Annotated in this window: 21 protein-coding genes; 9 read left to right on the top strand and 12 right to left on the bottom strand. The window is 58.1% G+C overall.

The window, feature by feature from the left end; translation table 11 throughout:
• Positions 1 to 77: 77 nt before the first annotated feature.
• The 8 genes from rplA to NW849_RS02790 all read right to left on the bottom strand — a co-directional run bounded on the left by rplA (position 78) and on the right by NW849_RS02790 (position 4,354).
• Positions 78 to 788, bottom strand: coding sequence for a 50S ribosomal protein L1 (gene rplA / locus NW849_RS02825; RefSeq protein WP_011432850.1), 711 nt, complete (start codon positions 786 to 788; stop codon positions 78 to 80).
• Positions 789 to 891: 103 nt separating this feature from the next.
• Positions 892 to 1,317, bottom strand: coding sequence for a 50S ribosomal protein L11 (gene rplK, locus NW849_RS02820; protein WP_011432849.1), 426 nt, complete (start codon positions 1,315 to 1,317; stop codon positions 892 to 894).
• A gap of 9 nt (positions 1,318 to 1,326) precedes the next feature.
• Positions 1,327 to 1,998: a transcription termination/antitermination protein NusG gene (gene nusG, locus NW849_RS02815; protein WP_414355817.1), complete on the bottom strand. Its 672-nt coding sequence runs from the start codon at positions 1,996 to 1,998 to the stop codon at positions 1,327 to 1,329.
• A gap of 78 nt (positions 1,999 to 2,076) precedes the next feature.
• Positions 2,077 to 2,349: a preprotein translocase subunit SecE gene (gene secE / locus NW849_RS02810; RefSeq protein ID WP_414355816.1), complete on the bottom strand. Its 273-nt coding sequence runs from the start codon at positions 2,347 to 2,349 to the stop codon at positions 2,077 to 2,079.
• Between the two features lie 118 nt (positions 2,350 to 2,467).
• Entirely contained in the window at positions 2,468 to 2,845 is a 378-nt protein-coding gene (locus NW849_RS02805; protein WP_414355815.1) for a hypothetical protein, read from the bottom strand.
• Positions 2,846 to 2,848: 3 nt separating this feature from the next.
• Positions 2,849 to 3,604 (bottom strand): tRNA (guanosine(37)-N1)-methyltransferase TrmD, encoded by a 756-nt coding sequence (gene trmD, locus NW849_RS02800; RefSeq protein ID WP_414342776.1) that lies wholly within the window; start codon positions 3,602 to 3,604, stop codon positions 2,849 to 2,851.
• Positions 3,605 to 3,609: 5 nt separating this feature from the next.
• Positions 3,610 to 4,008, bottom strand: a complete 399-nt coding sequence (locus NW849_RS02795) for a hypothetical protein (protein ID WP_414355814.1) — start codon at positions 4,006 to 4,008, stop codon at positions 3,610 to 3,612.
• Positions 4,009 to 4,159: 151 nt separating this feature from the next.
• Positions 4,160 to 4,354 carry a hypothetical protein gene (locus tag NW849_RS02790; protein WP_414355813.1) on the bottom strand — a complete coding sequence of 65 codons (195 nt, stop codon included), beginning with the start codon at positions 4,352 to 4,354 and terminating at the stop codon, positions 4,160 to 4,162.
• Positions 4,355 to 4,496: 142 nt separating this feature from the next.
• Here NW849_RS02790 and NW849_RS02785 point away from each other — a divergent pair, with 142 nt between their 5' ends.
• The 4 genes from NW849_RS02785 to NW849_RS02770 all read left to right on the top strand — a co-directional run bounded on the left by NW849_RS02785 (position 4,497) and on the right by NW849_RS02770 (position 8,771).
• On the top strand, positions 4,497 to 5,639 hold the full coding sequence (locus NW849_RS02785) for a 5-(carboxyamino)imidazole ribonucleotide synthase (RefSeq protein WP_414355812.1): 1,143 nt from the start codon (positions 4,497 to 4,499) through the stop codon (positions 5,637 to 5,639).
• Positions 5,636 to 6,085 carry a hypothetical protein gene (locus NW849_RS02780; protein WP_414355811.1) on the top strand — a complete coding sequence of 150 codons (450 nt, stop codon included), beginning with the start codon at positions 5,636 to 5,638 and terminating at the stop codon, positions 6,083 to 6,085. Before NW849_RS02785 ends, NW849_RS02780 begins: the two co-directional genes overlap by 4 nt.
• Before the next feature lie 6 nt (positions 6,086 to 6,091).
• The gene (rimI, locus tag NW849_RS02775; protein WP_414355810.1) at positions 6,092 to 6,625 is read left to right on the top strand and encodes a ribosomal protein S18-alanine N-acetyltransferase; all 534 of its coding nucleotides are present in this window, start codon (positions 6,092 to 6,094) and stop codon (positions 6,623 to 6,625) included.
• 559 nt (positions 6,626 to 7,184) lie between these two features.
• Positions 7,185 to 8,771, top strand: coding sequence for a mechanosensitive ion channel (locus tag NW849_RS02770; RefSeq protein ID WP_414355809.1), 1,587 nt, complete (start codon positions 7,185 to 7,187; stop codon positions 8,769 to 8,771).
• A gap of 87 nt (positions 8,772 to 8,858) precedes the next feature.
• On the opposite strand, the gene cydB is transcribed toward NW849_RS02770, so the two are convergent.
• Entirely contained in the window at positions 8,859 to 9,908 is a 1,050-nt protein-coding gene (cydB, locus tag NW849_RS02765) for a cytochrome d ubiquinol oxidase subunit II (protein ID WP_414355808.1), read from the bottom strand.
• A 193-nt stretch (positions 9,909 to 10,101) separates the two neighbouring features.
• Positions 10,102 to 11,535 carry a cytochrome ubiquinol oxidase subunit I gene (locus NW849_RS02760; protein ID WP_414355807.1) on the bottom strand — a complete coding sequence of 478 codons (1,434 nt, stop codon included), beginning with the start codon at positions 11,533 to 11,535 and terminating at the stop codon, positions 10,102 to 10,104.
• A gap of 483 nt (positions 11,536 to 12,018) precedes the next feature.
• On the opposite strand from NW849_RS02760, the gene mfd reads away from it, so the two are divergent.
• The 3 genes from mfd (at position 12,019) to NW849_RS02745 (ending at position 17,313) form a co-directional block, all read left to right on the top strand.
• Positions 12,019 to 15,483 carry a transcription-repair coupling factor gene (gene mfd / locus NW849_RS02755; RefSeq protein ID WP_414355806.1) on the top strand — a complete coding sequence of 1,155 codons (3,465 nt, stop codon included), beginning with the start codon at positions 12,019 to 12,021 and terminating at the stop codon, positions 15,481 to 15,483.
• A gap of 103 nt (positions 15,484 to 15,586) precedes the next feature.
• A complete protein-coding gene (locus tag NW849_RS02750) occupies positions 15,587 to 16,534 on the top strand; it encodes an ABC transporter ATP-binding protein (RefSeq protein WP_414355805.1) in 948 nt (315 codons plus the stop codon).
• The gene (locus NW849_RS02745) at positions 16,531 to 17,313 is read left to right on the top strand and encodes an ABC transporter permease (RefSeq protein ID WP_414355804.1); all 783 of its coding nucleotides are present in this window, start codon (positions 16,531 to 16,533) and stop codon (positions 17,311 to 17,313) included. The genes NW849_RS02750 and NW849_RS02745 overlap by 4 nt, the downstream gene beginning before the upstream one ends.
• 18 nt (positions 17,314 to 17,331) lie before the next feature.
• On the opposite strand, the gene NW849_RS02740 is transcribed toward NW849_RS02745, so the two are convergent.
• On the bottom strand, positions 17,332 to 17,865 hold the full coding sequence (locus NW849_RS02740; protein WP_414355803.1) for a TM2 domain-containing protein: 534 nt from the start codon (positions 17,863 to 17,865) through the stop codon (positions 17,332 to 17,334).
• A gap of 255 nt (positions 17,866 to 18,120) precedes the next feature.
• On the opposite strand from NW849_RS02740, the gene NW849_RS02735 reads away from it, so the two are divergent.
• Together NW849_RS02735 and NW849_RS02730 are read left to right on the top strand one after the other, a co-directional pair.
• A complete protein-coding gene (locus NW849_RS02735; RefSeq protein WP_414355802.1) occupies positions 18,121 to 18,396 on the top strand; it encodes a hypothetical protein in 276 nt (91 codons plus the stop codon).
• Positions 18,397 to 18,476: 80 nt separating this feature from the next.
• On the top strand, positions 18,477 to 19,451 hold the full coding sequence (locus NW849_RS02730; protein ID WP_414355801.1) for an ABC transporter permease: 975 nt from the start codon (positions 18,477 to 18,479) through the stop codon (positions 19,449 to 19,451).
• Between the two features lie 68 nt (positions 19,452 to 19,519).
• Here the strand turns inward: NW849_RS02730 and NW849_RS02725 are convergent, their stop codons facing one another.
• Entirely contained in the window at positions 19,520 to 20,014 is a 495-nt protein-coding gene (locus NW849_RS02725; protein WP_414355800.1) for a MarR family winged helix-turn-helix transcriptional regulator, read from the bottom strand.
• Positions 20,015 to 20,375: the final 361 nt, after the last annotated feature.

Here is a 20,375-nt window from a genome sequence, read left to right as displayed (position 1 = left end):
AAAACGCTCTGCCGGGATCCTCCTCCAAATTCACTCACTCAAACCCTTTTCAACCCATCGCAGCGCCGAAGCCAGGCTTAGGTCGCCAACTTCAGCTCCCGCAGGGCATTGATATCAACCTCAATCGAGGGGCCCATTGTAGCAGAAACGTGTAGGGTTCGCCAATACTTGCCCTTGGCTCCAGAGGGACGGTTGCGATCGATGGACTCCTGCACCGCTTTTAGGTTCTCCAGCAGAGCTTCGACGGGGAACTTGCACTTGCCGAAGATCAAATGCACAATGCCGGTGCGATCTGCCCGATACTCCAGCTTGCCGGCTTTAAACTCTTTGATCGCCTGGGCCAGATCCATGGTCACCGTTCCCCCCTTGGGAGAAGGCATGAGGCCGCGCGGCCCCAACAGCCGCCCCAGCTTAGCCACCTGGGGCATCACATCGGGGGTGGCGATCAGAAGGTCAAAATCCATCATGCCCTTGCTGATTTCCTCGATCAGGTCTTCATATCCAACCCGATCCGCCCCTGCATTTTGGGCCTCCACCACTTTCTCGCCGCGGGCAATCACCGCCACTCGGATTTCTTGGCCGGTGCCCCTGGGCAAGACCACGGTGGTGCGCAGTTGTTGGTCGGCGTACTTGGGATCGATCCCCAGGCGGATGTGAACCTCTGCCGCCTCCTCAAATTTGGCGGTGGCCGTCTCCTTCATCAGGGCCAAAGCGGCTTCGGGAGCATAGGCAATGGGCTTCACCTTCTCCCGCAAAGCCTGCATACGTTTGGAAAGTTTTCGAGCCATCGTTTCTCCTCGGGGTACTGACGAGAACTTCTCTCCCCCACAGTGGTTTGCTGAAACAACTTCAAGACCGTGAACACCTCAGATAGGGCAAGGGATCCCTCCATCAATCCACCACCGTCACCCCCATGCTGCGGGCAGTTCCGGCGATAATTTTCATGGCCGCCTCCACATCGTGGGCATTCAAATCCGGCAGCTTCTGCTCGGCGATCTGTCGCAGTTGAGCCCGCGTCAGGGATCCCACCTTGGTTTTGTGGGGCTCGCTGGAGCCGGACTCAATGCCCAGGGCCTTCTTGATCAACACCGAAGCCGGTGGCGTCTTGAGGACGAAGGTAAAGCTGCGATCCTCGAAGATGGAGATCTCAACAGGAACCACCATTCCGGCTTGGTCTGCCGTCTTGGCGTTGTATTCCTTGCAAAAGGCCATGATGTTGACCCCGTGCTGACCCAGGGCCGGGCCAATGGGGGGAGCGGGGGTGGCCTTGCCCGCTTGAATGGCCAACTTGACCACGGCCACCAACTTCTTAGCCATGAAACGCGGTTACACCTCTTTTCGCACTTGACCAAACTCTAATTCTACCGGGGTGTCGCGCCCGAAAATTGAGATCAGAGCTTTGAGCTTGCCCCGTTCTGGGCTGACTTCCACCACCTCGCCGTAGAAACCTTGGAAGGGGCCGGACAGCACCTCGATGCGATCCCCAGGTGCCATGTCGATCTTGAGGGGCACTTCCTCCACCTCGACGCTGCTGAAGATGCGCTGCACCTCACTTTGGCTGAGGGGACGCGGCGTAACATGCCCCCGACCGCGACCGTAGGCCCGTTTTTCTTCCGTGCCAACAAAGTTGATCACATTGGGGGTTGTTTTCACCACCATCCAAGTGTCGTCGTTCATGTCCATGCGTACCAGGACATAGCCGGGAAAAATCTTCTCCTCTTGCTCCTGGCGCTTGCCGGTTCGATCCAGCTTGAAGCCCGTTCGCTTCGGGATCACCACCTCGACAATTTGATCCGCCACATCCAAAGCAGCTGCCCGTTGCATCAGGGTGCTCTTCACTTTGTTTTCGCAGCCGGAAGCCACCTGCACGGCGTACCAGCGCAGGTTACGACGCTCTTGACCTTCCCCCTCGTCTGGTTCCGGGATCGCGTCTGCAGGCTCAAAGTGCTCCACACGGCCCCCCCGACGTTTTCGCTGCCGCTCTGGATCTGGGCTCATCACCTCACATCCTCCCTGTAGCCATCCTCAAGCACGACTCTCTTATCCCCCAAGACAGAAGCCCTCTAGGACTGAACATCACGAGAACAGTTGGGTGGCCACCCAAGCAAACAGTTGATCGACCAGGTAGATGAAGGAAGCAAATGCCAACACAATCAGCAAGACTCCTACGGACTCACCGATCAATTGCCGGCGGCTCGGCCAAACGATCTTGCCCAATTCCACACGGGTCTCGTGAATGAAGCCCGGGATCCCTTTGAGTTCGGTGGAACTGTCTTTGGAGTGGCCCCGGCTGGCGGGATCCAAACGCTGCTCCGTATCGGTTTTGCTGGAAGGGGTGCTCTTAACCACGGCGGTGTTCTCCTAGCCTAACGGATCCCGAAAACAAAGTGCCGCATTTCGGCGGGCACAAGATCAGCTTTGCGATCCTAACAGATTTGTTGGGAACTTGTTGGGAATAGGATCCAACTTAGGGGGTAGGGGTGGGCTCAGGTGTCAAGGAAGCGGGAGAAAGCAGCAGGGAGCGGCGGCGGGATTGGTTGAATTGCTCCACAGCAGCATCGACGCTGGCCTTCCCGTCCCAACGGGAAGCGGCACTTTGGCGAGAGAGGAAGTCGGCAGCCCGGAAGAGATCGTTGACGTTAATGCTGGTGCCATCGAACAGAGAGGGATTGCTGTCGCGGCGAATGGCATCGTTGACACTTCCACTTTGAGCCAGGGCCACCCCAGAGCCGCTCAGAACCGAGCTCAAAGCCATCCCCACCAGAAGCAGCACTGGGGGCGAGGGGATCCCACGCCAGCAGACGGGCGATGGATTCAGGAGACGGTTGAGAAGCTTGCCGAGCATGATTTATTTCTCCGCTTCGTTTACACGAGGGTGCTGCTCCGCCAGCCCCTCTACCAACAACTGCTGCTCTTCGGCGGTCAAGGGGCGCTTGGCCAACAGGTCTGGCCGCCTTTGCCAGGTTCGAACCAGCTGCTGCTGCAGACGCCAACGGGCAATGGCTTGATGGTCGCCTGAGAGGAGTACCGGCGGCACCTTGTACCCCTGAAACTCTGGCGGGCGGGTGTACTGAGGATAGTCCAGCAGCCCCGCCTCGAAGCTTTCCCTCTTTAACGAGTCTACCTTGCCCACAGTGCCCGGCAAGAGCCGCACCACGCCGTTGATCAGGGCCAGCGCCGGAATTTCCCCCCCGGTCAGGACAAAATCCCCCAGCGACACCTCGCGGGTGGCCAGGTATTGGCGGATGCGTTCGTCAAAGCCTTCGTACTGGCCACACAGCAGGATCAGCTGCGCCTTCTGGGCCAGCTCCTGCAGCAGCGCCTGGTTTAGCGGTTGCCCCTGGGGCGTCAGCAGAATGATCTCACAGGGATCCAGCCGGGGCAGGGAGGCAACGGCAGCAAAGAAGGGCTCCGGCTTAAGCACCATGCCCACCCCACCCCCGTAGGGCTCATCATCGACACGGCGGTGCTTGTCGGTGGCGAAGTCGCGTGGATTGGTGCAGTGGACTTCGGCGATCCCCTGCTGTAGGGCTTTGCCCACCAGCCCAATGCGCAGCGGCGTTTCAAAAAATTCGGGGAAAAGGGTAAGGATATCGAACCGCACAGGACTCAGGACGAGGTGCGCAACCGCTCCAAATCCAGGCGCAAGGACTCAATCTGATGGATCAGCTCCATCAACTCAGCCATCTCTTCTCTGGAGATAGCCGGCTTGTTGGGGGAGGAAGCTGGTGTCGGGGGAGCATTCTCGACAGGCGCTTCAGAGTCAGGACTTGCCGAGGGGGCGTTGGCGGCTGGATCCCTGAGACTCTCAACGTAACGAACTGCCTCCTGCTCGATCAACTCTCCCTTTTGCTCCAGCTCCGCCGCCAGTTGTCCCAAGTCCATCGAAAGGCGGTTGAGGTTTTCGGTGCGCTTTTCCGGGTCTTGCAGGATTTCCACCAGAGCAGTGGCTGTGCCGTAAAAAATGTGGCGAGCCCGCGTGAACCAATCTGAAGAGCGAGAACTCATGGCAGCAGAAAGAGGTGGGTTGTGGATTATTCTAGGCGATCCACCCACCGGGATTGACCCAAGCATTGCAGACTGAATACCCAGCGCCGAAGGACAGACTGGGATCCAATTCTCCAAAATCCTAGGGACACTCTCAGTCTTAAGGCAGGGCTCAATCGACAGCGCGGATCTCGCCACTGTTTAGGCGCTCCACAATCGATTCCAGCAGTTCGTGCTCTTCTGGGGAAATTTCTTGATCGGCCATGACGGCACTGAGAATCTGCTGTTGCTCGGCGCGAGTCAAGACTTTGTCCGCCAAAACCCGGTTGATTAGAGCTCTCAGCTCAGAGGGTTGAGAGGGTTCCACCGTTTTTCTCCTAGCGCTGGAGGGCAAGGGGTCCCATAATGGGGTTCTGGATCCAAGAAGCAATGGACAGCGGCCCACCACCCAGTATAACGGTACGGCTGTGGAAACCCAGGTATCCTCAAAAGACCAGAGATCCCAACCTGTGGGGGTGATTGGCGGCGGGCAGTTGGCGCAGATGTTGGCCTTGGCAGCTCGCCAGATGGGGATCCCGCTGGTGGTGCAGGCTGCTGCTCCCACCGATCCGGCGGTGGCAGTGGCCGATGGGGTGGTTTGGGGATCCACAGCCGACAGCCAGGCCACGGCCCAGTTGTTGGAGCGCTGCCCGGTGGTTACTTTTGAAAACGAGTTTATCCCTCTGCCGGAGCTGAAAAAACTGGATCCGGAGGGATCCCGCTTTCGTCCCAGCCTCAGCACGCTAGAGCCGCTGCTGGACAAGTTGCACCAACGGCAGTTCCTGGCGCGGTTGGGGTTGCCGGTGCCGACTTTTTTTCCGCTGGAGGCGGTGTTGGATTCGGCAGACCTGGCCGGGTTGGGCTTTCCGGTGGTGCTCAAGCGACGGCGACAGGGCTACGATGGGCAGGGCACCTGCATCTTGCGCGACCGAGTGGCTTTGCAGCAGGCCATTGGCCAATCCAAGGGGATCCCGCTATTGCTGGAGGAATGGATCCCGTTTGAGCGGGAGTTGGCGGTGATGGTGGCGCGGGGGCTGAAGGGAGAGATCCGGGTTTACCCGGTGGTGGAAACTGTGCAGATCGAGCAAGTCTGCCGCCATGTCCTGGTGCCTGCCCGCATCCCCCCAACCACCGAGGCCGAGATCCGGCGCTTAGCAGCCGATCTGATGGAAAAACTGGGTGCAGTTGGCGTGTTCGGCATCGAGCTGTTTTGGGTGCCGCCCCCCCATCCCAAGGCCGGGATCTGGATCAACGAAATCTCGCCGCGGGTACACAATTCCGGCCACTACACCCTGGAAGCCTGCCACACCTCACAATTCGAGCAACACCTGCGGGCCATCCTCGGCCTGCCTTTGGGGGATCCCTCCCTCAAGTGTGCGGGGGCAGTGATGGTGAACCTCTTGGGCTATGAGCATGCCACCGGCGATTACCCAGAAAAGCGGCAGTGCTTAGCGGGGATCCCTCAGGCAGCGGTGCATTGGTACCACAAAACCCCTGCCCGCCCAGGGCGGAAACTGGGCCATGTGACCGTCTGTCTGCCGACCGCTTCTTCCCTACAGCAAGCAGAGACCATTGTTCGCACCCTCGAATCCCTCTGGTACCCCCAGCCATGAGCCAAGCGCAGGATCCCTCATTTTCTCCAGCCACACAAGCCCTGATCCAGGCGATGCAACGGCGGGATGTGCCCGCGGTAGCTCAGCAGGTGAACGGCTTGTCCCCTCAAGAGCGCCCTGCTGTGTTGACCCCTGCCCTCCAATACCTGGCCGAGGTGGATCCCGCCAGCGCCCAGTGGTTTGTTCGCCACCTCATGGCTCCTGCGGTCAAAGCGCAACTGCGAGAAGGGATCCTCAAAGCCGCCCAAGACTACCTACAGGAAGCCGGCTTCACCGAAGGGATCGACTACGAATTCAAGCCTGTTCGCGAAAGCGGTGCGGAGTGCCATCCCCAATCGGGGGGCAAAATCTTGAGCATCAGCCGCAGAGCCTTGCCCTATGCGGCTCCCGATGACGATCCCTTGGGGCAGTTGTTGTTGGCGGAATTCTGCGAATTGCGGGACTAGGCCACTATGAGCAGTACGAGTTATCGGCTGCAGGTGCTGGACATCACCGCCCTGCCCCAACTGCTGGAGCTGGATCGACGGTGTTACGGAGGATACTGGGGAGAACAGGGGTATCGAGCGGAGCTGGAACGACCCACAAGCACGGTGATTGGTGTAGTGGCGGAACCCGTTGCCGTTGGCGCCCCGTGTGGCTTGGGCCAAACGGAGTTCCCCCTTCCCTCTCCAGGCCCCACCTCGCCGACGCAGGTGACAAAAGAGCTGGTGGGCTTCGGCATTCTCTGGCGTATTGAAGAAGAAGCACATATCATCTCTCTGGCGGTGGATCCCGAGCACCGGCAACAGGGCTTGGGCCGGCGGATTCTGGAAGAACTGCTGAACCAAGCGAGAGCAGCAGGCTGCCGCTGGGCTACTCTGGAAGTGAAGGCTTCCAATCAAGCGGCAATCCGCCTGTACGAATCGGCAGGGTTTCAACGGCTGGGACGTCGCAAGGGGTATTACAACGGAGAAGATGCGCTGGTGTATTGGAAGAAACCGATTTAGAAAAGCGTCAATTGTATATAAATTGAAGGGCTGTGAACGTTTTTCGGGATACACCTCAAGCCAGACAACAAGCAAGCCAATGGGCTAAGAATATCAAGGCTGCGGGCGATACAATGCAATACAACACATTGACCGGGCGCCGATTGCGTATTTGATTCTTTTATAGATCATCAAAGTGCTCTCGTTTTGTGGATGCAAACTGCTCGACACAGCTCCTTCCGGCAACATTGGCTCTAGCCAATGCAGGCGCATCTACCGTGCAACGGAGACGCTGACTTGATCACGGAGCTCCTGCTCGGTGGGGAAAAGCTATAGCCTGCGATATCAACACCTTGAATTCGATCCTTGCCGTTTGGTGGCCGATCAGAGCTTCAACTTACGGCTGGAGTCCTTGGGCTAATAAGATGTAAAGTTTTATTTCGAGATCCAACATTTCTGCTTCAATATATATTTTTCATATCGTATCCCCCCTCTGGCCAGCTTGCCTGAAAAAACACTTCAGGTTAACCTACACTTGTTATCTGTCCATCCTGAGCATTTTCAAGCTGTGAGGATCATTATGGACACCTCTGGAAACACCATTGGAGATGAGGCCATCTCTTTTGTCGTCAGTCTTTGGTCTAGGCTTATCGATTTTATGCCCAATCTCCTTGCGGCGATTGTCATCTTAATTCTGGGTTGGATAGTGGCCACGGCAGTAGCCTTCGGCGTTAGAGGACTGCTCAAAAGGACGCAACTGGACAATCGCTTGGCTGCTTGGGTTTTGGGCCAAAAGCCCGGCGAGAAGCTGCCCCAAACGGAGCGCTGGGTGGCCGCTGCCGTCTACTGGGTGATTCTTGCTTTTGTGTTGGTGGCGGTACTGAATGCCCTGCAGCTTCAAGCTGTCTCGGATCCGCTCAACAGGTTTTTGGGGGAAATCTTCGGTTATCTGCCACGGGTGGGTGGGGCGCTGGTGCTGCTGGCTGTGGGCTGGGTGGTGGCTACTGTTGCTCGGCTGGCGGTCATCCAGGGGCTGCGGCGTTTCAACCTCGATGAGCAGTTGGCCCGGCCTCTGCAACAGGAAAGCACTGCCGGTGAGGCAGGTGCAGAAGGAACCCCAACCGGCCAAGAGGGAGGTACAGAGGTCACCCCTTTCCTGCTGAATGAAACTTTGGGCAATGCCCTTTACTGGCTGATTCTGCTGTTCTTTTTGCCGATCATCCTGGATACCCTGAACCTGCAGGGGCCGCTGCAGCCGGTGCAAAACCTGCTGGATCAGTTGCTGTCGATGGTGCCGCGGATTTTGGGAGCGCTGATCATCGGTGCAGTGGGCTGGTTTTTGGCCCGCATCGTGCGTGGGATCGTCTCCAATTTGTTGGTGGCAGCAGGGGCAAATCGGTTGGGGGCACGCTTTGGCGTTCCCCAGTTGGCCCAGATCGTCGGGACGGTGGTGTATGTCTTGGTGTTGATCCCGGTGGTGATTGCGGCGCTGAATGCCTTGGAAATTCGGGCCATCTCCGATCCGGCGGTGGCGATGCTGGAGCAGGTGTTGCGGGCCATTCCCTTGATCGCGGGATCCGCTTTGATCCTGGCCGTCTTTTACTTGCTAGGGCAGTTTTTGGCCGGCTTAGTCACCCAGTTACTGCAGGCGGTGGGTTTTGACCGTCTGGTCGCGGGGCTGGGCTTGCCCCTGGCCGCTGCTCCTGAGCCTGAAGGGGATCCCGCTGCCAAACGTCGCACTCCCTCCGAGATCGCCGGCTTGGTGGTCTGGGTAGGCGTGGTCTTGTTTGGGGCGGTGCCGGCAGTGGAGTTGCTGCAGTTTGCCGCCCTAACCGACATTGTGCAGGGGCTGTTGCTGATTTCCGGTCGGGTGCTCATCGGCGCCCTGGTGTTTGGGATCGGTCTTTATTTGGCCAATTTGGCCTACTCTATGATCAAGAGCTTGGGTAGCCCTTCCTCAGGGGTACTGGCCCAGGCGGCGCGGGTGGCTATCTTGGTTTTTGTTGGCGCCATGGCCCTGCAGCAGATGGGCGTGGCCACCGACATTGTGGTGTTGGCTTTTGGTCTGGTTCTGGGGGCGATTGCCGTGGCGGTGGCGTTGGCTTTTGGGTTGGGAGGTCGCGATGTAGCTGCCGAGCAGATCCGGCAATGGCTCAAGAGAGAGTGAGAGCCTTTCTCTGTAGACGTTCGCTTGCACCTAAAAAATTGCCCCGCCCATCACCGGGCGGGGTTATTGCTGCATCCTCAGGCCAGCTTAAACTGCCTCTGGAACTTTGGCCTCTTCCGCCGCCACTTCCTGCACCACGATCTTGCCCCGGAACACCACGTAGTTGTAGATGTTGTAGGACAAGATAACCGGGATCAGAAAGCCAATAAAGGTGAGCATAAACACCAGCGAGCTGGGGGAGGCTGCCGCTTCGTAGATGGTGACGCTGGGGGGAATAATGTTGGGGAAAACCATGAACCCCAAGCCGACAAAAGAAAGTGCAAAAATCAAAAAGGTGTAAACCAAAACGCTATTTTCTTCCCGCCGGCGCAGGCTGCGCAGCAACAACGCCACAAACAAAAGCCCCAGCGCCGGAATGGCGGCAAAGATGTAGAAAAGGGGAGGCGAGAAGAGCTGGGATCGCGCCTGCTCGGACATGATGGGCGTGCTGACAGTGATAAACAGCGCCCCAAGCAGGGTGGTCCAGGTGGCGATGGTTGCCGTCTTGTAGTAGGTTTCCTGAAGCTCGCCGGTGGTCTTAACGATTAGGTAGGCTGAGCCGATTAACACATAGCCCTGGATCAAAGTAAGAGCCACCAACAGCGTGCGCCAGGTCAGCCAATCCCAGGGGCTGCCGGCAAAGTGGCCGGCTTCGTCCACTTGGATCCCTTCAAAGACGCTGCCCAAGGCAAACCCTTGACCCAAGGCCGCCAAAAAGCTGCCCACCCCGAAGGCGATGTTCCACACCAGCTTGTTGTCGGCGTTCTCCCGAAACTCGAAGGAAACGGCCCGCAAGATCAGGCCCACCACCATGATCACCAAGGGTATGTAGAGGGCATTGAGAATGGTGGCGTAGGCAAGGGGGAAAGATCCGAATAGGGATCCCCCCATCAACACCAGCCACGTCTCGTTGGCATCCCAAACATTGCCCAAGCTGGTCATGAGAATGCTGCGCCGCGTCTCGCTGGAGGCCGTCAGGGAGAGGATACCAACTCCCAGATCAAACCCGTCCAGCAGAACGTAGAGAAATAGGAATAGGCCCAGGATAAAAAACCAAACCTGGGGCAGAAACCGCTGTAAAGGCTCAAAAGATTCCATCGCTGTTCCCTCTGCTTTGAGTATTTCTGACCAGTGCGAGACAGTTCCCGATGGCGATCCCCAGTCCCTCTCCCTCTAGGGAAGGGAAGTTGGGAGTTGACGTAGCGAAGGGTTTCACTGCTGTGGGGAATGGGCCTGCTACGTTGCCCTGTTGCTACTTGGAGTCACCAGTTAGATGGCTACCAAACTGCTGCTACCGAGCTTCTGCAGGACGGCGATCTGGCTCGTGGCGGGCAGGCTCGATCACGATCACCGGCTGCGTTGCTGGGGCAGGAGCGGGCAACTCCAGGTTGGGCCCTTTGCGGATGATGCGGCTGCCAAAGTAAAGGGCGGCCACGAAAAACACGGTGTACAAGATGGTCAAGCCGATCAAGGAGAACAACACTTCTCCTGCCGGCAGCGGTGAAACCGAGTCCACCGTGCGCAGTTGTCCATACACAATCCAGGGCTGCCGACCCACACAGCGAACGATCCAACCGGTCTCGACGGCGATATATCCCAAGGGCCCTGCGAAGACCCAAGCTCTCATCAGCCATTTCTGCTGAGAAAGGGCTTCTGCCGATAGCTTGCCTCTCAGCCATTGGACAAGGGTGACTCCGATAAGCCCGGCCAGAAAAAGACCAATGGCCACCATCGTTCTGAAGGAGTAGTAGATCAGGCCGACCATGTGGGGACGATTTTGGGGATCCCAGCTTTTGAGCCCTTGAATGGGTCGATCCAAGCGGGGCTTAAACTCCAGCAGATAGCCCAGCGCGCCGGGGATCTTCACCTCCCACTCGTTGCGCTCTTCGCGGTCGTTGGGCACAGCCAACAGGCTCCAGTCTGCCCGCTCGCCGGCAGGGATCGTCTCCCACTGGGCCTCCATGGCCGCCAGCTTGGCCGGCTGATAGCGATACACTTGCTCTGCGCTCAAATGGCCGATATACACCTGCAGGGGGGCAACCACCAGGGCCATCGCCAAGACCACTTTGAGGGAGCGGGAGAAAAACTCGCTGTGCCGCCGATTGAGAATGTACCAAGCACTGATGCCACCGATTACAAACAAAGAGGTTTCCAAGGTGGCAAAGAACATGTGCAGAAAGCTATTGACCATGAAGGGGTTGACGATTGCTTGCAGGTAGTCCCGCACCACGAATTTCCCATCCACGAACACGCCACCTGCCGGTGTCTGCAGCCAAGAGTTGGCCGTCAGGATCCAAAAGGTGGATAGGTTGGCACCAAAAGCTACCAGGATCGTCGAGATCCAGTGAATCACCGGCGGCACGCGATCCCAGCCGAACAGCATGATCCCCAGAAAGCTGGCCTCCAGCATAAAAGCCATCGTGCCTTCAAACCCCAGGATGGTTCCAAAAAAATCTCCCACCGCTTCGGAAAAGGGTGCCCAGTTCATGCCAAATTGAAAGGCCATTGGCAAGCCTGAGGCCACGCCAATACCGAAGTTCAACACATAGAGTTTTGACCAGAAACGGGCGTGGCGGTAGTAATCTAGGTTGCGGGTTTTTAGCCAAAGCCCCTCAATCACAACAAGATAAATGGCCATTCCTGTTGTTAAGACCGGCCACAACATGTGAAAAATAGCCGTGAGGGCAAATTGTAGCCGAGAAAGCGCGACGGTGTCTAGAAACATAATTTGTACCAAGTTTAGGTGGATTGATTCATGCAGCTTTTTCCGACAACATCTGCTGCAATTGATACAGCTACATCTCTTGCATGAAAAACATCTTGCTGACTGGCAGACATCAGATGAGGCCGGGAAAGCCGCGCTTTGTGGCTCCTTCTAACATCGAATCTTGGCTAAGACAATCGACAAGCTGTCCGACTCTAAAGGTTAATTTTAGGATTCTGTGAAGTATAGGCTTTTTTTGTGATTTAGACTACAAGGCAAAAAGTGCACTGTGAACCCAGCGGCCGAAGACTGGCAGGTCGTTAGCATAAGGTTGTGGTTTTCTTCGCCTTTAAACAACAAAAAACAACAAAACTGTTGCCCTAATAGATCGAGGAGCGATTCCCAGCAAGGGAGGACTTCCGGTTTACAAAGCCGGCAGACGGCTGCTGATCGTCCCCGGAGCCTGCCAGAATTGGGATCCCAGTTTGCAGTGTGGGGTGGAAGATGTCGTTTATCCCCCTGGTGCGCTTTCTCGCCCAATCTGGCTTGATTCAAGAGTTGGCCGCCCGGTTGAGATCACAGCGACGGGCCGATCTGGAGGGGGCAGGGCGGATCCCGAAGGGGTTGATTGCCTCAGCTTTGGCCCAGCAGGAAAGTCGCTCTCTGTTGGTGGTCACGGCTACCTTGGAGGAGGCGGGCCGCTGGACGGCGCAACTGGAAGGCATGGGCTGGGAGAGCGTGCAGCTTTACCCCACTTCAGAGGCTTCCCCCTACGAACCTTTTGACCTGGAACCGGAGCTGGTGTGGGGCCAGTTTCAGGTGCTGGCCGATTGTCTCCAGGGCAAAACCGGGCTTGCCATCGTGGCTACGGAGCGGGCCCTACAGCCCCACCTTCCCCCCCCAGAGGTGTTTCGGGCCTTTTGTCTCAAGCTGGAACCTGGCCTGGAGATGTCTCCCCAGCAACTGGGGCAGCAGTTGACCCGTCTGGGCTACCGGCGGGTGAATTTGGTGGAAAGTGAGGGGCAGTGGAGCCGACGGGGCGATATTCTCGACGTTTTCCCGGTGGCCTGCGAGTGGCCGGTGCGCCTAGAGTGGTTTGGCAACGAGCTGGAGCGACTGCGGGAGTTCGACCCGGTGAGCCAGCGCTCCCAAGATGGGATCCCCTACGTCTGGCTGACCCCCACTGGCTACGGACCCATCCTCTGGCCGGCTCTGCAGGAAAAAGCCGATCAGCTCTCCCAGGGCCTACGGCAGCAGTTGGAGCAGTCGCCCACCCCCCCGGAGGGCTTGCGCCGTTTTCTCGGCCTGCTCTACACCCCTCCCGCCAATCTGCTCAGCTATCTGGATCCCACCACCCTCATCCTGATCGACGAGCCAGAGCAGTGCCAGGCCCACAGCCAGCAGTGGCTCTACCACGCCCAAGAACAGTGGAAACAGGCCCAGGTTGCGGAGCCGGCTCTGCAGCCCTTTCACCGCCCCTTCGATCTCCATGCTCCCGACTGGGATCCCTTCCCCCGCCTGTTGGCCCGTGCCATAGCGCTCCACGCCGCTCTCACTCCGGGAGAATCCGCCGCCATCGACCTGAAAAGCCGGGCCGTTCCCGCCATCCCCCACCAGTTTGGATCCCTGGCCAAAACCCTGCGCGAGTACCGCAAGCAGCAGTTGCAGGTGTGGATCCTCTCTGCTCAGCCCTCCCGCACCGTGGCTCTGCTGCAAGAACACGACTGCCCCGCCCAGTATGTGCCCAACCCCAAAGACTTCCCCGCCATCGAGCGGCAGCTACAGTCTTACACCCCGGTGGCCCTGAAGTACTCCGGCTTGGCCGATCTGGAGGGGTTTCTCCTGCCCACGCTGGGATGGGTGGTGCTCACCGACCGCGAGTTTTTCGGCCAACACAGCCTGGCCACCCCGACCTATGTGCGCAAGCGCCGCCAAGCCAGCTCCCGCCAGGTGGATCCCAACCTGCTCAAGCCGGGGGATTTTGTTGTCCACAAGGCGCATGGCATCGGCCAATTCCTGCGCCTGGAAACCCTCACCATCGGGGGCGAAACCCGCGAGTATCTGGTCATTCAATACAGCGATGGCCTGTTGCGGGTAGCTGCCGACCAGGTCAACTCCCTCTCCCGCTACCGGGCCAGCGGGGATGGGCCTCCTGCCCTGCACAAAATGTCCGGCAGCACTTGGGAAAAGACCAAGCAAAAAGTCAAAAAGAGCCTGCAAAAAGTAGCCTTTGACCTGTTGGAACTCTATGCCAAGCGCGCAGAACAGAGGGGCTATGCCTTCCCGCCCGATTCTCCCTGGCAACAGGAGCTGGAGGACTCTTTCCCCTATCCCCTGACGCCGGATCAACTCCGCGCTGTCCAAGAGATCAAGCGGGATATGGAATCCCCTCGCCCCATGGATCGGCTGCTGTGTGGAGATGTGGGTTTTGGCAAAACGGAAGTGGCCATCCGCGCCATTTTCAAGGCCGTAACCGCCGGCAAGCAAGTGGCTCTTTTGGCGCCGACCACCATTCTCACCCAGCAGCATTATCACACCTTAAAAGAGCGCTTCGCTCCCTATCCCATTCAAGTGGGGCTGCTCAACCGCTTCCGCACCTCGGAGGAGAAAAAAGAAATCCTATCCCGTCTCAAAAGCGGCGAACTGGATGTTGTGGTGGGCACCCACCAGCTTTTGGGCAAGGATGTACAATTTCGCGATTTGGGCCTTTTGGTGATTGACGAAGAGCAGCGATTTGGCGTCAACCAAAAAGAGAAGATTAAGCTGCTGAAAACCCAGGTGGATGTGCTGACGCTCACCGCCACCCCCATCCCGCGCACCCTGTATATGGCCTTGTCGGGGCTGCGGGAAATGAGCCTGATCCAAACTCCCCCGCCTTCCCGTCGGCCCATTAAAACTCACCTTTCGCCCTACAATCCTGAGGTTGTCCGCACAGCCATCCGCCAGGAATTGGATCGGGGTGGGCAAGTGTTTTATGTGGTCAACCGCATCGAAGGGATCGAAGAAGCCAGCGCCAAATTGCGGGAATGGGTGCCCGGCGCCCGCATTGCCATTGCCCACGGGCAAATGCCGGAAGGAGAGCTGGAATCCACCATGCTGGCCTTTAACAATGGCGAGACCGATATTTTGGTCTGTACCACCATCATCGAATCGGGTTTGGATATCCCCAGAGTGAATACCATCTTGATTGAAAATGCCCAGGAGTTTGGATTGGCTCAGTTGTACCAACTGCGGGGGCGGGTGGGCCGGGCCGGGATCCAAGCGCATGCTTGGCTGTTCTATCGAGAAGATGGGATCCTCAGCGAGGACGCCCGCAAACGTCTCCAGGCCATTCAGGAATTTACCCAACTGGGATCCGGCTATCAGTTGGCGATGCGGGATATGGAAATTCGCGGCATTGGCAACCTGTTGGGAACGCAGCAATCGGGGCAAGTCAATGCAGTGGGCTTCGATCTTTACCTGGAGATGCTGCAAGAGGCTATTCGAGAAATTCGCGGCCAGGAGATCCCGCAGGTGGAGGACACGCAAATCGACCTGAATGTTACCGCTATGATCCCGCAAAGCTATATTCCCGACGAAGATCAAAAGATGCAGGCTTATCGACAACTGGCCGCTGCTGGCTCTCGGGTCGAGCTGTTGCAAATTGCCCAAGAATGGCAAGACCGCTTTGGCCCCCTGCCCAAGCCCACTCAGGAGCTGCTGCGGGTAATGGAGCTGAAGGTGCTGGCCCGAGCCCTGGGCTTTTCCCGCATCAAACCGGCCAAAGAGCATGTGCTTTTGGAAACCCCCATGGAGGAGCCCGCTTGGAATCGCCTGAAAGAGGCCCTGCCCACTCACCTGCAGCCTCGCTTTGTTTACCAACCGGGCAAGGTGACGGTGCGGGGTCTGGGGATGGTACCGGCAGCGCAGCAACTGGAGAGCCTTTTGCAGTGGCTAGACAAAATGAGTTTGGCCCTGACAACCTCCTGAATCCTGCTGGATCCCTCTCGGGGTGGGTTCATGCTCTGATGTGAGAAAGTGGGATGGGTGGGCGGCCTTCCTCTGTTTGAACTTTTGCCCTCCTTTTTGCATCGTGTTCGCGTCATGTAAAGTTCTAGAAGCCCACCACCTGCAGAAGACCTACCGGCAGGGGAGCAAGGAGGTGCGGGCGGTGGTGGATGTATCCCTGACGATGGCGGCAGGGGAGATCCTGGCTTTTCTGGGGCCCAACGGGGCCGGCAAGACCACCACCATCAAGCTCATTGCCGGGCTGATCCAACCGGACGCGGGCACAGTGCGCATTCTTGGACGGGATCCCCATACCGATCCGGGGGCCCTGGCCCAGGTGGGGGCAGTGCTGGAAGGCAATCGCAACCTCTACTGGCGGATGACCCCCCTACAGAACCTGGAGTACTTCGGTGTGCTGCGGGGGCTATCCCCCAGAACCGCTCGGCAACGGGGGTTAGAGCTGCTGGAGACCTTTGGCCTGCAGGAGAAACAAGATGTGGCCGTGCAAACCCTTTCGCGGGGCATGCAGCAGAAGGTGGCCATTGCCGTCGCCCTCCTGCATCAACCGGCCCTGTTGCTGCTGGATGAGCCCACCCTGGGGTTGGATGTGGAATCGGCGCAAGCGGTGAAATCCCTGATCCGCCAAATTGCCGCTTCGGGTCGAGCCATCTTGCTCACCACCCATCAACTGGATATTGCGGAAGCGCTCTCGGATCAGGTAGCCGTTATTCGACAAGGGGTGATCATCGCCCAAGCCCCCACGGGAGAGTTGATCCGGCACTTTGCCGGCGCCGTCGGTACTTACCGGATCGAGCTGGAACAGGGGCTGGATCCCTGGAGGTTTGAACAACTGGCCCGCCAAGGGGTGGAGATTCTCGGATCCCATCGGGTGCGGTTCAGCGGCCCGCCAGAGATGCTCTATCAGGTGCTGGAGATCTTGAAGCCTTTGCCCTTGCTCAGCCTCAAACGAGAGGAAGCCGATCTCACCCATATTTTCCTCGAGTTGTTGAAAAGGGGAGAGGGGCAAGGATGATGCCGGTGATACACCTGTTTTGGGCTGAACTGAAGCGGGCCTGGATCCAGTACATTCGCTATCCGGCGGAGGCCCTGGGCGGGATCCTGATCACCACGTTCTTCTTCTATGCCCTCTTTGCCGGCGCCCAATATGTGGCAGGGCCTGCCTCCCAATTTGGCGAACGGTTGGATGCGGTGGTGATCGGCTATGTGCTCTGGACGCTGGTCATTTTTGTGGTGAACGACATCGCCCTCAACCTGCAGGTGGAAGCCCAGACAGGCACCTTGGAGCAGGTGTTGCTCTCGCCATTTTCGGCAGCCACTCTCTTCTTGGCACGGGCTTGTGCCAGCTTGGTGTTGCGCTTTTCCATTGTCGTCGTCATTCTGGGCGTCATCTTATTGCTGACGGGCAGCCGGTTGCGGTTTCCCCCTGCTCTGGTGTTGCCTTTGGTGAGCGTGGTGCTGGGGGCCTACGGCTTCTCGTTTTTGCTGGGATCCGCCGCTCTGATTTGGAAGCGAATTCAGCAGCTTTTAATTATCAGCCAATTCGGCTTGCTTTTTCTGTTGGCTGCTCCCACGGAAGAATGGCCGGGATCCCTGAGGTGGCTAGGGCAAAGTCTGCCCATGACGGCGGGGGCTGGGCTGCTGCGAGACGTGATGGTGCGGGAGGCGGGCTTGGATCCCGTGCGGCTGATCATGGCTCTGACCAGCGGCATTTTCTACTTCGGCCTGGGCTTGCTGACCTTTCGCCGGGCGGTTCGGGCAGCCAAGCGCCAAGGGATCCTGGGATCCCAGTAGAGGTCTGCAGGAGGGCATCTAGAGCGAACGTTGGTCGGGGGAGCGGTGCAGCAGGTGAGGGAAGTGGTATTCTACCGCTCCAGTGACCGGGTTGTTTTCGGGGAAAGCCATGCTCCGCCGGCTCAGCTCTTGCAGCGCCTTTTCAATTTCGTCAAAGTCGGCAGGTAAGTCGATAGCTATCTCCGCAAGGGTGAGGATCCCTTGCCGCTGTTGGGCTAGCCGCAGGATCTCCCGCATCAGAGCTTGACCTTTGAGGGGCTGAGGAGGTGCTGAGGTGGTTTTTGAGGAAGCTGGGGATGGGGAGGGTCGGGATCCCTGCAGGACGGCCAGCTTGAAGTTGTAGTTCTCCACCATGCCTGGGATCAAAAACAGGTCGATCAACTGCCCAATGCCCAACAGGCCAAAGGTGAACAGCCAGAGAACGCCTGTGCCGGTCTTGCCCAGGTAGAGGCGATGGACGCCACAGATCCCGAATATGCCCAACGCCCAGAGGATGTAGGCGGTACCGACGGATTTGGGTTCGGCGGGGGGCAGCAGGTAGCGAGAACTCATGGGGATTTGACGAGATAACTTTGAGCGGGTACTCCAAGTCTAAGTCTGTCATCTCCTGGCCTGGACGGGCAGAAGAGAACCGGCAAAACCAATCCCTTTACCTCTAAAAGCGAGCTTGGACCCCTTCTAGGCTACTGCCTGAGGGAGGGCAGCCTCAACGGGAAAAGAACCGGAATAATGAGATCTGAAGCTCCCCAAGCTCGAAGAACTCCGTCCTGCCATCGCGAACGGTGGGCACACTCATAGGGAAGGTCAATGCTCGAGCCAATTTTAATCGGGTTGAGCGCTGTGCTCTGGGGCCTCCTCTGGGGCTACGCTACACTGTTGGTTGTGCTGGTGAACTTTAAGGAGCAAGGATCGGTTTACGCCTACCCTATGCAGGCGGTGCTGGATCGCTTTGTCGAATCCTTGGGGCTGGGCTGGCTTAAGGATCTGCATGCCCTGCAACTGAGGCCGCTGCGCCAGATCAGCTATGCTCTGTTCGGCGCCGTCACCTTGGGGGTGGCTTTCATGCTCTGGGTGTTGGGCTGAGGCGATGCCCAGATCAACAGGCGCATTCGCGCAGCAACTGCAAATGCATCAACCCAACCCGAGTTCTCGACAGGCCCATCATGAACGCTGCTCAACTGGTCGCCATTCTCTCTACTGCCATTGCCACCGCCACACCGTTGGTCTTTGCCTGCATAGGGGAAACCATTACCGAGCGGGCGGGGGTGATCAATCTCTCCGCAGAGGGGACGATCATGCTGGCCGCCATGGTTGGGTTCGCCGTGGCCAAGCTGACGGGAAGTCTGGCGTTGGGCTTTTTGGCTGCCGCCGCTGTGGGAGTGCTGTTTGCTGGGATTGTGGCCTTCGGCTCGCTGACCCTGAAGGGATCCCAAATTGCCATTGGTTTTGTCTTGGCCCTGTTGGGGGCGGATTTGTCTTCCTTTTTGGGCAATCCGTTCGTGCGGATCCCAGGGCCAACGGTGCCCAGCCTGCCGATCCCCTTCTTGAGAGAGGTGCCACTGCTGGGGCCGCTCCTGTTCCGAGGGGATCTGTTGCTGTACGCCAGCTACGCGCTCATCGGGGGAACTTGGTTCTTTTTTTATCGCACTCGGCCTGGCCTGATGTTGCGGGCCATGGGAGAACAGCCGGCAGCAGCCTTTGCCCGGGGCACCGATGTCATTTTCTGGCGCTATGTCTATACCCTTGTGGGGGGATCCCTATTGGGCTTGGCGGGAGCTGCTTTTTCTCTGGATTTCAAGGCCGGCTGGAGCCACCGACATACAGCAGGGTATGGCTGGATTGCTTTGGCCATCGTCATCTTCGGCGGCTGGAACCCCTTGCGGGTAGCCCTGGGGGCCTACCTGTTCGGCATTTTGCAGTCCTTTGCCGGAGTTGCCCAGACTACCATCCGCGCCGTGCCCACCCAAGTTTTTACGGTGGCTCCCTTTGTGTTGATGATTTTGGTGTTGGTGCTCACTTCTGGGGAATGGTGGGAGTACGGCTTGCGCGGGATCCCACCTCGGCTGCGGCGCTGGATCCAGCAGGCGGTGAAGGCCACTCCGCCGGCAGCTCTGGGGCAGCCGTTTGAACCGGGCTAGAGGTTGCTTCCGGCACTGCGGCTTGGGGGTCGCTGATCAGCCGGATCGGAGAGGGGAATCTGAAAGCGCTAGAAAATAGCCTGCAGTTTTTTAAGGCAAGCCTGGATCTGCGCCATTTCCGAGGGATCCAGCTTTTGGAAACGCTCTTTCAAGTAGGCGATGTGGGCCGGGAAAATTTCCTCAAACAGTTTTTCCCCCGCCTCTGTCAGCACGACCTTAAAGCAGCGTCGGTTTTCCGGGGGCACTTCCCGGCGCACCAGCCCTTTTTGTTCCAGGCGATCCACAATGCCGGTCAGTGTCCCTTTGGTCACCAGCGTTTTTTGGGCCAGGACATTCATGGTCATCCCAGGGGTATTGCCGAGGGTCACCAACACATCAAATTGGGGGGCGGTCAGCCCCATTTGCCGAATATGAACCCCGGCATAATTTTCAAAGGCTTGGTAGGCCCGCGCCAGGTCTCGCAACAGCCCCAAAAAAGGCTCACGGGCCGCCGCCGGAACGGAGTCCTCAGGGTTGAGAACCTCGTCGCTTTGAAGAGGAGGAGAGTTAGCGGGAGTGGGCATGGTTGAAGATCGCTGTTCGCGTTGGTGGAACAGAGTCCTGAGGGAACTCAACCCCAAAGGACAGTCTCGGCTCTATGATAGCCCACCGTAGTACAGTTCTAACGCAAATTATGGTCATTTCGATCCAAGCCAGGATACTGCACCTATGCCTAAAACCCTAAAACATTGAATGCACTGGGCCAGAAGGCTTTTCAAGGACTCCGTCCCGCTGGCGCGACCAGTAGCTCGGGTATCTCATCCTAAACTGAAACGACTATGACGGTTATTCCGGCAGCAGCGAAAGAAGGGCTAGGGATCTTCAGGGCAGTTGCAGCACCTGAACGGGCGAACCGGCAGGGATCTGGGTTGTCCCTACTGGCAG

The organism is Synechococcus sp. R55.3, from assembly GCF_047461975.1.
Taxonomy (GTDB): Bacteria; Cyanobacteriota; Cyanobacteriia; order Thermostichales; family Thermostichaceae; genus Thermostichus.
This window is presented reverse-complemented; position numbering and strand designations above follow the sequence as displayed.